Source organism: Barnesiella sp. WM24 (genome assembly GCF_004570975.1).
Taxonomy (GTDB): domain Bacteria; phylum Bacteroidota; class Bacteroidia; order Bacteroidales; family Muribaculaceae; genus Muribaculum.
This window is the reverse complement of the sequence record NZ_SPPC01000003.1, coordinates 198,748-213,950: the sequence shown is the minus strand read 5'-3', so window position 1 is coordinate 213,950 and position 15,203 is coordinate 198,748. Positions and strand designations below refer to the sequence as shown.

Sequence of the window (15,203 nt, the reverse complement as noted above, 5' to 3'; positions counted from 1 at the left end):
GTTGCAAACTTGATACCGGTAGCTATTGTATTAGGCATTAAGATATACCGCATTTTATAGCGGCTCATTTGCAACGGCGGCAAAATGGTAGCTTATTATATTGAAATCATAGAATTCACCTGAGCGATATAATGCCGCCATATGTTTTATTATGGAGGGCGGGGCGGTGGTGGGTGAGGAGAGGTTATTGGTATTCCTCGACCATTTCCCGGTTGAAATCAAGAGCCATGCGGTAAGCTTCGCGGTCGTGGGGGTCGAGGTCGGTGCGGGTGGAGAGTTCGGTGATGATTTTTTGGTCTATGCTCATCTTCTCATCAAAATCCAATATGTCGGTGGTGATGGAGTTGATGAAGCGTTGGTAGCTGCGCAGTATCTGAGTCGAGAGCGTGGAGAGGTCGTTGACGCAGTTGTTTTTATACCATCGTAGCTTTGCGTCGTGGAAGTCACTTCCGAGGTTTTCCTTCATGACAAGGGCGAGGCGCCTGTAGTTCTCGACGGCCGTGACGTTTAAGAATGTATAATGCCTGCCGAGGGTGTCAATCCAGTTTTTCAGAATCATCAAGTATGCGTCAACATATTCTTCACGTGCTTTTCCGCGCTGATATTTCACCTCGGGGGCAATCATGCCAAACACCGCGCTTTCCGTAACGTCCCCTACCCCTGATTTCCATACCATAAACGCGCGGTGCTTATGACGGCACATAAAGTCGCGGTCAGGCAGAGCGTCGTTTCCTATGCGGTAAACGATGTCGTAACAGTCAAGCAGGTCGGCGATGTCACCTTCTTTACACGTGTTGAGGCGACGAGCTATTCTGTCGCTCAGCTCGCGGCATTGACGCGCTACAACGCGCTCATCATCTGTGGCACTGTGTCCGTCAAACCTCAGATTGCCGGCAATCTGAGCCTTCATCATGAGGTAACGGGAATATGCTGTAAGATCTCCGGTATCGCCGGATCTGCCTTTTACGGCGTTGGCGCTGACAAGACTTGTCCGCATGTAAAAATCTGTTATATCTTAATTATACAGGCTGTATAAATTCCGGATCAACTTCGACAGCAGCGGCTATCAAGCCCGGAATCTCAACAACCACGCGGCGCTTTCTCATCCCTTTTACCGACAGAAGGCGACCTTCGTAGTCGTTTAACGGACCGCCGATGATACGGACCATCTTTCCATACATCGACTCGGTGATTTCGCCCGGACGATAATACAGAGGGGTGTCAGTGGTGTCAACGGCAATCATAAAGCGATGCATATCCCTATCTCTCACTGTCATCGGCTCGTCTTTTGTCTTGCCGAGGAGATACCGGTACTGAAGCGTGGGACACGCTTCTACAAACGGGTCAAGGGCATCTTTCGCTTCGTGGACAAACAGCAAGTCTTGAATTACCGGGACATCGCGTCGCTGACGCCGACCGCCTATGGTCATCACTTTCTGCGTCATAGGGGTAAACACCTCAAATCCTGCTTTATTCAGGTCATGGATGGCAAGTGTATTGGAGGTTCTGCGCTTCAGGTCGCGCATTACAAACCATTGTTTTTCCGAGGTCACCATGAGAGGCTTCTGTGACTTTATGGCAATTCTTCAAGTCCTGCTTGAAGCCAGATATTTCTGACATACAGGCAGTTAAACGTGTGTGCTAAAAAGAAGAGGCTTTTTTTATAATTTGGCAGCCTCGCTGTCTTGCCACAGTTTTTATCACTGTTTTTTCTTTGTATTTTCTACAAGTATTCCTCAGTTTCTCCGGGAGAAACTGACTTTCGTGATTGCAAATTTAGTCAAAATATTAGAAATAGCCATACTTATGTGAATTATATTTTCATTTGCCACTTTTAATTTAGCTATAAATATCGGATATGCAAAACAGATGTTTTGCATATCCTTCTGTTAAGTCTTTTTATAGTGACTGATTTACAGAATATTGTCTTCTTGCATCAGTTTCTCCCGGAGAATCTTGCTTACTTACAAATCAAAATCCGCAAGTCATTCCTTTTTTCTCTTTTTCCCCATCATCTTTATTATGTCACTGTTTGCCTTGTCAACGGAAGTTGTGTCAAGCGACCTGAGATATATTAAAGTAGTGCTTTCAGAGTCATGCCCCATAGCCTTGCTGATTGTACCAAGCGACACATTATTGGCATGAGCAATGCTTGCCCAGGCGTGGCGCGCCACATAAAGGGTCAGTTTAGCCCTGAGATTAAGCATTACCCCTATTTTCTGGATATTCCTGTTTACCCGGGAGTAAGCGTTCTCATACTGATGTCGTTCGTCACAATCGTCGTCAGTAATTATGGGCAGCAGGTATGACGACCCACACTCCCCCAGCCTTTCCATGATTCTGCTCGTTTCCGGCTCGACCTTTACCTGCAGCTGCCGGCGTGTCTTGCTGCGCTTGTAAGTTATCACGCCGCAGCTCATGTCGCTCTTCTTCAGGAAAGCCATGTCGACAAACGACATGCCCCTCGTATAGAATGAAAACATAAATATGTTACGGGCAAAATCGAGCGACGGATGTCCGTCAAGATCCATATCACGTATCCGGCATATTGTGTCAAGCGACACGCCTCTCTTGACCGTCCGGTCAACGCCCATGTAGACATGCCGGAACAGATTACACGGTGTCGGGAAACCATGTTCTGCCGCACGGTTCATAATCGCACGAAGATTACGCATATAAAAGGAAGTTGAATTGCGACACAATCCCCTTCTTGCAAGAAACTCCTCGTAGCCGAGGACAAACGTAGATGACATGTCATCCCAGGCCACCTCACTGCCGCCTGTATAGCGCAGAAGGCTGTTCAGAGAGATGTCAAAACGCTTTGCCGCCGACCGCTTGCCTATCTTTCTCATGTCTGAAACCAGCCGTCGCGTAAACGACACCACCCCGACTACAGTGAGAGGAGAGTTAAACGCCGCCACAGCCTCGCCGGCAGTATATGGCAAACCTTTGCTTTTCAACCCGGAGATTATTGCCGCAAGCCGTGACAATCCCTCTCGCATAGTGATATTTGCCGATTCAAGATACTTTGCCCTGTCGGTATCCGTATCAGAGAGTGTTATTATAACCGACCGTTCCGCATCCCATTCATTATTATATATGTGGATGTCGGTATAAATCTGCCTGACTTGACGGTTATGTATTATCTGGTAAAACAGTGTCCCTTCCCTGCCGTTGACCGATGATTGACGAAATTTTATCTTTACTGATGCCATAATTTTGTTTTTGATAAATAACTCACAAAAATATGACTACACATAGTTTATAAATAATGTCATGACAATCTTGAATCGAGAAATAGATTAAATGAGCCGGGTGGATTTGAACAAATGTTAAGGTTTTATATTATGAAAAGAATTAATTTTGTACGCTGTAAACATTCCTATAGTAATGAAATCAACATTTTATACGATTCTTGCAATCTCTTGCGCGACTAATGCGTCGGCTCAATCAGCAGAGTCCGACTCGCTCCGACATGAGCTGCAAGAAATAGTCATCGAGGCTCCAAAAGTTGTACGCAAGGCAGATATGGAGGTATATTATCCATCAAAAAGCGCGGTGGAAAACGCCCAAAACGGCATGCAGCTGCTTAACAACCTTATGATACCGTCGCTTGCAGTAAGCGACGCCTTGGGGTCGATAAATGCTGCGGGTCAGTCGGTTCAGGTGCGCATTAACGGCAGAGAATCATCTATTGAACAGGTGAAAGCCTTGTTGCCTGAAACAATCAAGCGTGTCGAGTGGATTGACAATCCCGGACTACGCTACGGGGGAGCCAATTATGTGCTCAACTTCATTGTGACAAACCCTACTGTAGGCGGCTCGCTCCAGACATTTGCACGACCGGCTTTAAACACAGCGTGGGGCTTCTATATGGCCGATGCGAAATTCAACACCGGATATTCTCAGTGGGAAGCCGGCGCCAACCTGAAGCTTACCAACAAGCTGAAAAGCCATCGTGACTATACGGAAACATTTACTTATTCCGACGGTACTACAGTGACCCGCGACGAGACATCACGCGGAGGCTCAATGGACAATACCCTGGGCAATGTATGGACATCTTACAGCTATGTAAAGCCTGACACCACTGTCTTTGTAGCAGAGTTTATGTTTCTTCATCGATTCACCGACAGGTTTTCTTATAACGGACTCCTCTCCCTCAGCACCGGCGATGACGACATCCTGCTCACCGACAGTCACGGCGACAAAGGCTCGACACCCACTCTCTCGCTGTACTGGCAGCAGAATATGCCGCGAAAGCAGACGCTTGTCGTGAATTTCAGCGGCTCCTATTATGACGGTCGCTCTTACTCGGATTACATCGAACAATTGCCCGGCAGCACCGGAATACTGACCGATATACACACCCTCATAAAAGACCGCAACCAGGCCTACGCAGTCGAAGCCGACTATATAAAGAACTGGAGTAACTCGCGACTCACTGCGGGCGCTTCATATACAGCCAACCGCAATCGTTCCGAATATGAGAATCTGGGTGGCGAGGTATTTCACCAGCGACAGGACAAAGTCTATTTTTTCGCCGAGTATTTCCATCGCTTCGGCAAATGGTCGGCGACAGCGGGTATGGGCGTCCAATACACTGATTTTCTTTTCAAGGAATCAGACCGAGACAATCATTCGTGGAGTCCGCGCCCTCAGGCGACAATCACCTACGCTCTTAGCCAAAGCCATAATTTCCGTCTTAACTTCACTTCATGGCAATCTACGCCATCGCTCGCTGAGACGAATATAGTGCCGCAGCAGCTTGACGGATTCCAGTGGCGTGTCGGCAACCAGAACCTGAAGACGGCAAATTCTTACATGCTCACATTCCGCTATGGATTTAACCTACCACGAGTCAACGGATCGTTTGGCATACGCGCGTTTACCTCCCCCAACGCAATCACGCCTCTACTGTTTTGGGAAGATGACCGGCTTATAACCACCTACGAGAACAGCCGCGGGCTTCAGAACCTGTCATTTTTTATCGCTCCGCAAATCGAGATTGTTCCCGGCTGGCTAATGGCAAGCGGCTATGTGCAATACCGCATGGAACGCATGAGAGGGACAGGCTATGACCTCAGCAACAATGCCTGGAGCGGCAACGCCTCCCTGCAACTGACTCATTGGGGTTTTGTGCTTTCCGGGCAGTATATACGTGCCCAGCGCGACCTTTGGGGTGAGAAAATATCCTGGGGTGAAAACATTAACATAATTGACCTGAGCTACAATTGGAAATCATGGCAATTTGGCGCAGGGATGATCATGCCTTTCGGAAAGTATGACCAAGGAAGCAAGTCATTAAGCAAGTGGAACCGTAACGAACAGCACATGCGCCTTGACATGCGCATGCCCTACATTTCCATAAGCTACAATCTGCAATGGGGCAGGCAAAAACGCGGCGCAGAAAAACTCATCGACATCAATGCCGACGCCGACCGCTCGACCGCCGGCGGCAGATAAGGAATCTATCTCTTTACTATGTTTAACAAGAAAGTGCCCGGGCTTTAAGTGTAAGCTCAGGCACTTTCAGCAGTTTTTATGATTCAACTTTCTACTTAGTCTGAGATGCGTCAGGACACGCGGTGGCAGGGCGCGCCGAGCCACAACATGAACCGGCTGCGGTGCAACATCCCGGCTCTCCTGTCGAAGATGCCTTATCAGTGTCCTTACATTGGTCGGAGCATACGGTCGCCGTATAGCCGATTTTTTTAAATGCCTCAACCAGTGTGGCAGGAGAGATTTTAGCCGGATTATAAGTTATAGTGACTGTCTCCTCTTTAATATTGGTCACAATAGAGCTTACTCCTTTCTCAAATCTCAGATTACTCTTGATTTTGTTTTCACAGTTCTGACAAGTCATCTTCGGACTTACTGTAAATACTACCGTGGCTTTGTCGCTGTCTTTTGCCGACATAACTGCCGGTACAGCTACAAGCATCATTAAAAATGCAAAAATATATTTTTTCATAACAATAAAGATGTGGTTAATTTATCTATAATCATATGTATTTTGTGATGTTGTAACGAAATCCCACATATATCATGGCGCCATGAAGCGGGCCATAAATCATAGTCGCGTCAAAATCAGGTCCCCAGGGGTCTGACGCTCCTATTATAGGATTGCGCTGACGGAAACCGGTAAGATTCTCACCACCGATATATACCGACCAATGCCGGAAGTTACGGGTCACCTGTGAGTTTAGAAGGAAGAAAGCCTTGTAACGTTCCTGCCATGAAAGAGTGCCGTCGGCTTTTTCATATGGGGCAGGCATGCGTCCCGAGCCATTGAGCACACACGTGACGTCAACTTGCCACAGCCCCATATCGGGCGACCACCCTACCGTAAGGAATCCTTTATGGCGTGATGTAAGAGGTTTTTGTGACAATCCTCTTCCGGTATATCCGGCTTTGACATCGGTAAATCGCCATGCGGCGGTAACACTCAGTTCGTTCAATGGTTCAAACGTAGCCTCAAGTTGCAGGGCATGAGAGTATGAGCGTCCGGCGTCGGAGTATATATATGCCGCATGAGGGTCACGGTCAAGATTGAGCATCAGCTGATTGTCAAAATCAGTATAATAGTATTCGCCTGAAAGCTGAAGCCTCTTCCCTGCAGGATATATTGTCCAGCCCGCGCCTATCCCAAAGTTCCATGCGGCCTCTCGCCTGAGGTCTGACTCGATATTTATCTTTCTCGACGAAGCGAGAAGATAAGAATACTCGGCAATAGGATGAGGAGAACGGTAGCCCTTGCCTGCCGAAGCGTGTAAAGTAACTGTTTCCGATGGATTGTAACGCACATGCATGCGTGGAGTAATCATTGAGCCATATACATCGCTATAATCATAGCGCAATCCTGCCATGGCTACAATCCTGTCGTCAAGATTGAAAGTGTATTGTGCATATCCTCCGCTTACAGCCTCGCGGCTGACACTTCGCGAAAGCGCCATGTCGGCATCGGCCTGTAGGCGATATCTAAAACTATAGTAGTCATAGTTAAACGAGAGTCCGGCGCTAAGGGCATGAATTCCGCGCCACTTGCGCTCAAACATTAATGAGGCGTATGCCTCGCGTTGATTAACATCACATATGCGGATGCCATATGACGCATCCTGGTCATGTCCGGAGCCGGAGAGGATGAGAGCGACATTACCGTCATTGTCACGGTCAAATATATAGGCATTTTTGGCAAATGCTTCCCAACGTCGGGTGTCGATGCGGATTTCGTACAATGGCATTGCAGCCAATCCGGCAGGAGCATGATGCCCGTCCTGCCCGCTTATACGTCGTTCTCCGAGTATCTTTGCCGCTGCCTGAAACACATAGTTATGTCCAAGATATGCCACTCGTGGCATCACCGACAACTGGCGCACACGCGGAATGTCGATAAAGCCGTCGTCATTACCGTCATGTCCTGAAAATCCGTTTTCAAAGTGGGTCAGTAGTCCGGCACTCCAGTTTCCGCCCAAATGCAGATTGCCGTCAGCATTCATCTCCAACTTGCCCATCATGTCATAATAGCCGTTGAGCGACAGCGAAGGGTCAAGTTGCGGCTTCTTCATCTCTACATTTATCTGCCCCGTGATTGATTCATAGCCGTTCTTTACAGAAGACGCGCCCTTTGACACCTGTATCGACTGCATCCACGGCCCGGGAATGTAGCCGAGTCCGTAAGGAGAGGCAGCCCCGCGGAAATTCGGTATATTCTCGGTAAGCATCTGCACGTAAAATCCCGACAGACCGAGCAGGCGTATCTGGCGCGCACCTGTAGCCGCATCGCTATAGTTTACATCTACCGACGGATTGGTAGTGAAACTCTCACCGAGATTGCAACATGCCGCACGCCTGAGTTCAGAAGCTGTAATAAGCTCCGAATTGGTGACACCTGTAAGCTTCCGCATGCCCTTAGGGGTCGTCACCACAATCTCATTTAGTTCGCCGAAAAGAGAATCAGGCTCTTCCATGCCATAAGCGTGCGACGCTGTGCAGGCAACAAGAATCGCGACAAGACATCTCCCGATAGATTTTCTACTGCAATCAGCTACATTCCTCCCTATCTGTCGTATCATGCCGCAAATTTACCATATTTCCATCGCCTGTGAAATACCTGAAATTGATGATTTCCAAAGAATGTTTGATAATAAATGTTAATACCGCGGTGACATATACTTTTAACAACTGTCATCAAAAAACAAGGCTCCGGAAAGTCCATCATCAGACATTCCGGAGCCAAAATCGTTAACTGCGACGCTTTTACACCTTGTTTTTGATAATCAATACCTCAATGATAGATATTGCGGTCTGTTCAGGAATCTGCAAGGTCTCGGCAAGCTGGTTGATGATGTCCTTTTCCTCCTCCTCAAGCACTCCGTCAGCAAGCGCGATGTCAACAGCGCAGGCAAATGCAGTGAGTTTAAGATCATCGGGAAGTCCTTCTATCGATGAAGCGACGAGAGCACTTGCACCCTGACTCTTGAGAATGCGGAACAACTTGTCAAACATCTTGTCGAAAGCCGGACCTGAAAAATTATCATAAAGACGAAGACGACGGATGTAGTTTACAATTCCGTCCCATTCTGCCTGTGAGATACTGCCATCCGCACCTGCCATTGCAAGAGCGACACCGGCAAAAGCCTCTTGCTTGGAGAGCTTGTCGGTCTCAGGCACCTTAGTGAAAATCTTATCAAAAAGACCCATAATAGAAGTGTAATTTTAGATGATTTATTAATGTTGTTATAAATTAGTCCATTAAAACAATTTTCGGTCCATTAAAAAACACAAAAACATCATTTCAACGGACTCAGTCTATACAAAATTAGTATATATCAATCATCATTCAAAGCTTAAAGTGAGATTTTTTTGAAAAGCCGCAATAAATGCCGCAATAAATAATTATCCTACAAATAATTAAAAAACGGCATATATCATATAGCCCCAAACCAAACTTATTTCTGCAAAAGCTATTGGCACCAGCCATAAAAAGTTTTAACTTTGTTAATGATATGGATATATCCGAATCAAGACAAAACCAATATCAAATTTAACGACCGAAAGGGTACGAAACAATGAATACAGACAAAATAATTTTATCTCTCTTTTGTGCAATATGCCTGTTTATGGTATCTTGCTGCAATGACGACGAGCCGAAAATACGCCCCATCTGTTTTGAGCAGCAGAGTTACATTATTCGTTTGGGCGCAGGTGCAGGTATAAGCTTTGTAGATGGCGGAGGTGTATATGATTTAACGGCAAGTAATCCCGAAGTATTGGGCAAATTCGGTATAGATATAGAAAATCATCGGCTACTTATAAATCCTGCAAGCGTAGGAGAATCCTCTTTGGCTATTACTGATGTTTTGGCGGACACTACCGTAACATTAAAATTTATGGTAGAGGATTTCTATATTTCTTTTAGGGTTGACGAAATTGAAGGAGAGAACACTAATGCATACTTGTCAGAGGGCGGTGAAATCCGTTTTATCAGAGATGATGATAACGCCAAGCGATTGGAAGTATATCGGTTAAACCACTTGACCCATAAGGGTGACTTTGTTGCAGATGGAGTTTTTGATATAAGCAGAAGTGAAACAAACATCTTCACTCTCGATATGGCTCTTCATCTCTCATCAATTGAGGAGTTGGAAACTTTCACATATTTGATGGGAGGTGACGGAGAATATCTTAATCTATTCGATAAAATTTTTGAATATAATTGGGATAAGAGCATTGCCTCAAAATCGCAACCGGTGAGGCGTATTAATATGATTTTGACAGACACATTTAATGGTTGTAAAATCACTTGTTCTCTTCAACAGTTTTGATTGCAGAATAAAATGGTGGTACTTATGCTTACCGATTGTATTAATATATATACGTATGAGAAAGACGATATACATACTCTCGTTTATGATTGCGGGGATGTCTACGAATTGTTCCAGTAAAGCATACACAAATATTCCGGACAATATTGGTAAGGAGAACATCACCATTGCGCAAAGAGATGAGGAAGGAGCTGGGCAAGAACCGCCCTGGACTTACTTTAAATGTCTCTCTTACGCTTTCGGAGCAGACTCCACTCGTATCGACATTCTCACCGGCATGGATTTTCCTGACTGGTACTCCGGTTGTTATGTTAATGACCAAAACAGATTGACCATAAATGTAATTGGCGACACGTTGAAACTCAGACATATGTTGAATGATTTGCTACAAAGCAACGAATTTGACATAGGAGCAGGATTATACAGTAAGCGTCAACAGCAGAGAGTAGATTCGGTGCTGACAAAAGCTGTTAATGAGAGTAATTCTACCGTGGCACGTCCAATCATGTGGGCATGGTATGAGGATGGCACCATTGGGCTGACTGTCCAAGGAAATAATGACTCAGTAATTAATCAGTTCAAAAGAGAAGTGTTTGACTCTCCTTTATTGAGATTTTCAAGAGGAGAAAAAGTAGGAGCACTTTTAGACCGCGAGGAGATAACAGTACAGGAAAAAGTATCCAAGAGTGTAATAGAGATTGATGATTTCAAAAACACTGAAACCAACAATGCCACAGACAATAGTGGAGCGTTTGAATGTCCCGAATCATCCCCGCAGTTTCCAGGCGGAGATGTCGCAATGATAGATTATATTTACGATAATCTAAAATATCCCAAAGCGGCATACGATGGAAATGTACAAGGCAGAGTTGTTGTACAGTTTCTCGTTGACAAGACAGGATACATAGACTCTATCAAGGTAGTGAGAAGCAAAGACCCTTACCTTGATGCGGAAGCTGTCAGAATTGTAAAATCTTTCCCTAAATTTACCCCCGGTAAAATCAATCTCACGCCCGTTAATCAATGGATGACATTGCCTATTAAATTCAGTATATCAGATTACGAAGAGAAAATGAACAAAAAATATTCTGCATTTCAGTATGACAATGGCGATGATTATGTTCGGGACGGACTTTACCGCATAGTGGATGAAAGAGGAAGAATAGGATATGCCGATGAGAAAGGTAATACAATTATAACACCTCGCTTTGCATTTGGGTTTCCTTTTGAAAACGGAAAAGCCAAAGTCACTGATTCCGGACAAGAGAAAGAAGTGGAAGGAAGTCGTGGTGAATACCATTATTGGGAAAGCGATGATTGGTATTATATTGATAAAACAGGTCGTAAATTAGTGGATTGATATTGTTGTCGGACTGCAACTGTGTAACTTTTGGTTCATTATCGATACTTTTCAGCCTTGACTTGTCAATGCGGTCAGGGAAAGAGCGGTCATGTCTATAGGAAAATCTCCCCATGCAGCTCCGTTAATAGACATTAACATATTGAGGATAATTTTAAGATGCCGATGCAAATCATGCAGCAAACCATGAAAAATCAAGTGAGCGACACCCTGCTACAAAAAAACACTATGTTTATGGATTTTTATGCGTCATTAGTTTTCTTTTTTCATTATATTATCTTAATTTTGTGCCTAAGCTTTCCTCAAATATTCAAGTATAGAACAACCAAAAGTAAATTAAATAAGTTTAACATTTAACACTATTCAATGCCAATGAAACGAGTTTATACGTTCGGCGACGGAAAAGCCGAAGGCAATGCCGAGATGAGAAATCTTCTTGGAGGCAAAGGTGCCAACCTCGCTGAAATGAACCTGTTGGGAATGCCAGTGCCCCCGGGATTCACCATTACCACAGAGGTATGTAATGAATACACACTGAAAGGTCGCGATGCAGTAGTGAAACTCATCCAGAAAGAAGTTGAGGATGCTATCGCTCATGTAGAGGCTTTGACCGGAAAGAAATTTGACAATCCCGAGAATCCCCTTCTTGTATCGGTACGTTCAGGCGCTCGCGCTTCAATGCCCGGCATGATGGACACCGTGTTGAATCTCGGCATGAATGACGCGACAGTTGCGTCACTTGCAGAGAAGAGCGGCAACCCGCGTTTCGCATGGGACAGCTACCGCCGCTTCGTGCAGATGTACGGTGACGTCGTTCTCGGAATGAAGCCCAAGAGCAAGGCCGACATCGACCCGTTTGAAGAAATAATGGACAAGATGAAAGAGGAAAAGGGCGTGAAACTCGATACAGAGCTTGACGTTGAAGACCTCCAGAATCTTGTAAAGCAGTTTAAGGCAGCCGTAAAAGACTTTACCGGCAAGGACTTCCCCGACAGCGCATGGGAACAGCTCTGGGGTGGAATATGCGCCGTGTTTGACAGCTGGATGAACGAGCGTGCCATACTTTACCGCCGCATGAACCAGATACCCGAAGAATGGGGCACCGCTGTAAATGTACAGGCTATGGTATACGGCAACATGGGTGACAACTCGGCAACCGGTGTGGCATTCAGCCGTGACGCAGCAACAGGTGAAAACATGTTCAATGGCGAGTATCTTATCAATGCACAGGGAGAGGATGTCGTGGCAGGTATACGCACACCGCAGCAGATTACGGTAGAAGGCTCTCGCCGCTGGGCTAATCTTCAGGGCATATCAGAGCAGGAACGTGCTGAAAAATACCCCTCGCTCGAAGAGTCTATGCCTACATGTGCAGCTGAGCTTATCGCTATAGCCAATCGCCTTGAAAACTACTATAAGGACATGCAGGACATGGAGTTCACAATCCAGGACGGAAAGCTTTGGATGCTCCAGACCCGCAACGGTAAACGCACAGGCGCGGCAATGGTTAAAATCGCGATGGACCTTCTTCGTGCAGGCGAAATCGACGAAAAGACTACCCTACTCCGCATGGAACCCCAGAAGCTTGACGAGCTGTTGCACCCTGTATTCGACAAGTCTGCCTTAAAGCGTGCGAAAGTTGTTGCCAAGGGTCTTCCCGCATCACCGGGCGCAGCTGCCGGACAGGTAGTGTTCTCGGCTGAAGAAGCAGAAGCATGGGCTGAGAAGAAGAAGAAAGTAATCCTTGTACGTATCGAGACCTCACCCGAAGATCTCCGCGGTATGGCAGTCGCACAGGGTATCCTGACAATGCGCGGAGGTATGACCTCACATGCAGCCGTTGTGGCTCGCGGTATGGGAAAATGCTGTGTATCAGGTGCCGGAGAAATCAAGGTAGACTACAAGGCAAAGACCGTAGACATGGGCGGCAAAACATATAAAGAAGGCGACTGGATCTCCCTCAACGGCTCTACCGGCGAGGTATATGACGGACAGGTACCCACTACTGAACCGGAACTCGGCGGAGACTTTGGCGCAATCATGAATCTTGCCGCTAAATATACAAAGACACTTGTACGCACCAATGCCGACACGCCACGCGATGCAAAGCAGGCGCGTAGCTTCGGTGCCCAGGGTATAGGTCTCTGCCGCACAGAGCACATGTTCTTTGAAGGCGACCGTATCAAGGCAGTACGTGAAATGATTCTCTCAAGCGACGTAGACGGTCGCCGCAAGGCTCTTGCGAAGTTGCTTCCGATGCAGCGCGCCGACTTTGAGGGCATATTTGAGGCTATGGACGGCTATGGAGTGACAATCCGTCTGCTCGATCCCCCGTTGCATGAGTTCGTTCCTCATCAGACAGCTACACAAAAAGAGCTTGCTTCTGAAATGGGTCTCACTCTTGAAGAAGTAAAAGCTAAGGTAGACAGCCTTGAGGAATTTAACCCGATGCTCGGACACCGTGGATGTCGACTCGGAATCACCTACCCCGAGATTACAGAAATGCAGACCCGCGCCATCATCGAGGCAGCTCTCAACATGAAGGCTCGTGGCATTGACGTACATCCTGAAATAATGATTCCTCTTGTCGGAACACTAAAGGAAATCCAGAACCAGGCAGATGTAATAAACATCACTGCAGCAAAGGTATTTGAAGAAAGAGGCGAATCAGTGCCTTACAAGGTAGGAACCATGATCGAGGTGCCGCGTGCAGCCCTCACCGCCGACCAGATTGCCACCGTGGCCGACTTCTTCTCATTCGGAACCAATGACCTTACCCAGATGACATTTGGATACTCTCGCGATGACGCCCCCAAGTTCCTCAAATTCTACAAAGAACACGGCATCATCAAGACCGATCCGTTTGAAGTGCTTGACCAGGAAGGCGTAGGCCAGCTCGTACGCATGGGCGTTGAGAAAGGTCGCGCAACCAAGCCCGAGCTCAAAGTAGGTATCTGCGGCGAACACGGAGGTGAACCCTCATCAGTCAAGTTCTGCGCAAAACTCGGCATGAACTACGTAAGCTGCTCACCCTATCGCGTGCCCATCGCCCGCGTAGCCGCGGCGCAGGCTGCAATCGAAGAATAAGCGTAACTTAACGTAATCCGATACTTAGGCGGTAACGCTCCGATAAAAAGGAGCTTACCGCCTAAGTTGCGCTTGGGCGATTCGTACATTCTGTACGATAATCATGCAGAATGTGTCGGCAAAACTTACAAAATCAGCTATATCATTCGAGCAAGGCACTTACAAGAAAATACCTCTTCAAGAAATTCAGGTTGCGACCTGATTGAAATAATGTCTAATGAATGTCTCATCTCTGCAAAATTAACGATTTCCCATGAGTTTTCAATGCGGTTCATCGACACAATGGAAGAAGGCAAGACCATCGCCACCGTTTGTTACATTTTATGGCAGAATATCCTTTTTTACTACAATTCCTTCATCAGATACAATGTATATTGAGGGCAATGAAGTATAATAGAATTTCTCATCCATTTCTGCTTCATCCTCTACAAATGCAGATACCCAAGATTTATCAATATCCTTTTCCATCCCGGTTATACTTATTGCTATTACCCTTAACCCTGTAGGCTTTTGCTCTTTTAGTCGCTCAAAAACAGCGTCACATGAACTGCAATCCGGGTCATAAAATATTATCAAACAGCTTTGACCGGCTTCTTGAATAAGTTTATACAACGATGTCTTTTGGCGCTTTGTGATAACTTTTATATTGGATATCGTTGAACCGACATTGTTCTTTCTGTAATTTTCAAGCAAATATTCAGTTCTGATTCTGGTTATCGTATCTTCAGTGCATTTTAACAGATTTATCAGATATTCTTCCAAAAGTCGGGTTGAGTGTAAAGGGGAATTTGAGTCTCCTAAATAATCGACAACAGTTCTATTAGGATGTTCAGGCATCTTTTTGTAAAACTTAGGCCACATACTTTCTCTTTCATGTGAGTCAAGATGACCGATGAGATAAAGATAGTCTACAATGGACTGTTCAAGTG

At 46.1% G+C, this 15,203-nt stretch carries 11 protein-coding genes; 4 read left to right on the top strand and 7 right to left on the bottom strand.

Annotated features, from left to right (window positions below; all coding sequences use genetic code 11):
- Positions 1–184: 184 nt before the first annotated feature.
- The 3 genes from E4T81_RS04210 to E4T81_RS04200 form a co-directional block, all read right to left on the bottom strand.
- Complete coding sequence (locus tag E4T81_RS04210) at positions 185–997, bottom strand: hypothetical protein (protein ID WP_135041722.1); 813 nt, start codon at positions 995–997, stop codon at positions 185–187.
- A gap of 22 nt (positions 998–1,019) precedes the next feature.
- Entirely contained in the window at positions 1,020–1,556 is a 537-nt protein-coding gene (locus tag E4T81_RS04205; RefSeq protein WP_135041721.1) for a UpxY family transcription antiterminator, read from the bottom strand.
- Between the two features lie 429 nt (positions 1,557–1,985).
- Positions 1,986–3,215 carry a site-specific integrase gene (locus E4T81_RS04200; protein WP_135041719.1) on the bottom strand — a complete coding sequence of 410 codons (1,230 nt, stop codon included), beginning with the start codon at positions 3,213–3,215 and terminating at the stop codon, positions 1,986–1,988.
- A gap of 175 nt (positions 3,216–3,390) precedes the next feature.
- Between E4T81_RS04200 and E4T81_RS04195 the strand changes: the two genes are divergently transcribed.
- The gene (locus E4T81_RS04195) at positions 3,391–5,466 is read left to right on the top strand and encodes a hypothetical protein (RefSeq protein ID WP_135041717.1); all 2,076 of its coding nucleotides are present in this window, start codon (positions 3,391–3,393) and stop codon (positions 5,464–5,466) included.
- Positions 5,467–5,557: 91 nt separating this feature from the next.
- Here the strand turns inward: E4T81_RS04195 and E4T81_RS04190 are convergent, their stop codons facing one another.
- The 3 genes from E4T81_RS04190 to E4T81_RS04180 all read right to left on the bottom strand — a co-directional run bounded on the left by E4T81_RS04190 (position 5,558) and on the right by E4T81_RS04180 (position 8,703).
- Positions 5,558–5,974, bottom strand: a complete 417-nt coding sequence (locus E4T81_RS04190) for a heavy-metal-associated domain-containing protein (RefSeq protein WP_135041715.1) — start codon at positions 5,972–5,974, stop codon at positions 5,558–5,560.
- A gap of 31 nt (positions 5,975–6,005) precedes the next feature.
- Complete coding sequence (locus tag E4T81_RS04185; protein WP_135041712.1) at positions 6,006–8,075, bottom strand: TonB-dependent siderophore receptor; 2,070 nt, start codon at positions 8,073–8,075, stop codon at positions 6,006–6,008.
- Positions 8,076–8,259: 184 nt separating this feature from the next.
- Positions 8,260–8,703: a tellurite resistance TerB family protein gene (locus tag E4T81_RS04180; protein ID WP_135041710.1), complete on the bottom strand. Its 444-nt coding sequence runs from the start codon at positions 8,701–8,703 to the stop codon at positions 8,260–8,262.
- Between the two features lie 368 nt (positions 8,704–9,071).
- On the opposite strand from E4T81_RS04180, the gene E4T81_RS04175 reads away from it, so the two are divergent.
- The 3 genes from E4T81_RS04175 to ppdK all read left to right on the top strand — a co-directional run bounded on the left by E4T81_RS04175 (position 9,072) and on the right by ppdK (position 14,274).
- Positions 9,072–9,827, top strand: a complete 756-nt coding sequence (locus tag E4T81_RS04175; protein ID WP_135041708.1) for a hypothetical protein — start codon at positions 9,072–9,074, stop codon at positions 9,825–9,827.
- Positions 9,828–9,882: 55 nt separating this feature from the next.
- Positions 9,883–11,187, top strand: a complete 1,305-nt coding sequence (locus tag E4T81_RS04170; RefSeq protein ID WP_167761678.1) for a TonB family protein — start codon at positions 9,883–9,885, stop codon at positions 11,185–11,187.
- A gap of 366 nt (positions 11,188–11,553) precedes the next feature.
- Positions 11,554–14,274 (top strand): pyruvate, phosphate dikinase, encoded by a 2,721-nt coding sequence (gene ppdK / locus E4T81_RS04165; protein ID WP_135041704.1) that lies wholly within the window; start codon positions 11,554–11,556, stop codon positions 14,272–14,274.
- Positions 14,275–14,595: 321 nt separating this feature from the next.
- On the opposite strand, the gene E4T81_RS04160 is transcribed toward ppdK, so the two are convergent.
- A complete protein-coding gene (locus tag E4T81_RS04160) occupies positions 14,596–15,111 on the bottom strand; it encodes a hypothetical protein (protein ID WP_209308152.1) in 516 nt (171 codons plus the stop codon).
- Positions 15,112–15,203 lie beyond the last annotated feature (92 nt).

Bases quoted from the DNA above. Each gene is read 5' to 3' on its own strand.
- E4T81_RS04210 (WP_135041722.1), bottom strand. From the start codon at position 997: ATGCGGACAAGTCTTGTCAGCGCCAACGCCGTAAAAGGCAGATCCGGC.
- E4T81_RS04205 (WP_135041721.1), bottom strand. From the start codon at position 1,556: ATGGTGACCTCGGAAAAACAATGGTTTGTAATGCGCGACCTGAAGCGC.
- E4T81_RS04200 (WP_135041719.1), bottom strand. From the start codon at position 3,215: ATGGCATCAGTAAAGATAAAATTTCGTCAATCATCGGTCAACGGCAGG.
- E4T81_RS04195 (WP_135041717.1), top strand. From the start codon at position 3,391: ATGAAATCAACATTTTATACGATTCTTGCAATCTCTTGCGCGACTAAT.
- E4T81_RS04190 (WP_135041715.1), bottom strand. From the start codon at position 5,974: ATGAAAAAATATATTTTTGCATTTTTAATGATGCTTGTAGCTGTACCG.
- E4T81_RS04185 (WP_135041712.1), bottom strand. From the start codon at position 8,075: ATGATACGACAGATAGGGAGGAATGTAGCTGATTGCAGTAGAAAATCT.
- E4T81_RS04180 (WP_135041710.1), bottom strand. From the start codon at position 8,703: ATGGGTCTTTTTGATAAGATTTTCACTAAGGTGCCTGAGACCGACAAG.
- E4T81_RS04175 (WP_135041708.1), top strand. From the start codon at position 9,072: ATGAATACAGACAAAATAATTTTATCTCTCTTTTGTGCAATATGCCTG.
- E4T81_RS04170 (WP_167761678.1), top strand. From the start codon at position 9,883: ATGAGAAAGACGATATACATACTCTCGTTTATGATTGCGGGGATGTCT.
- ppdK (WP_135041704.1), top strand. From the start codon at position 11,554: ATGCCAATGAAACGAGTTTATACGTTCGGCGACGGAAAAGCCGAAGGC.
- E4T81_RS04160 (WP_209308152.1), bottom strand. From the start codon at position 15,111: ATGCCTGAACATCCTAATAGAACTGTTGTCGATTATTTAGGAGACTCA.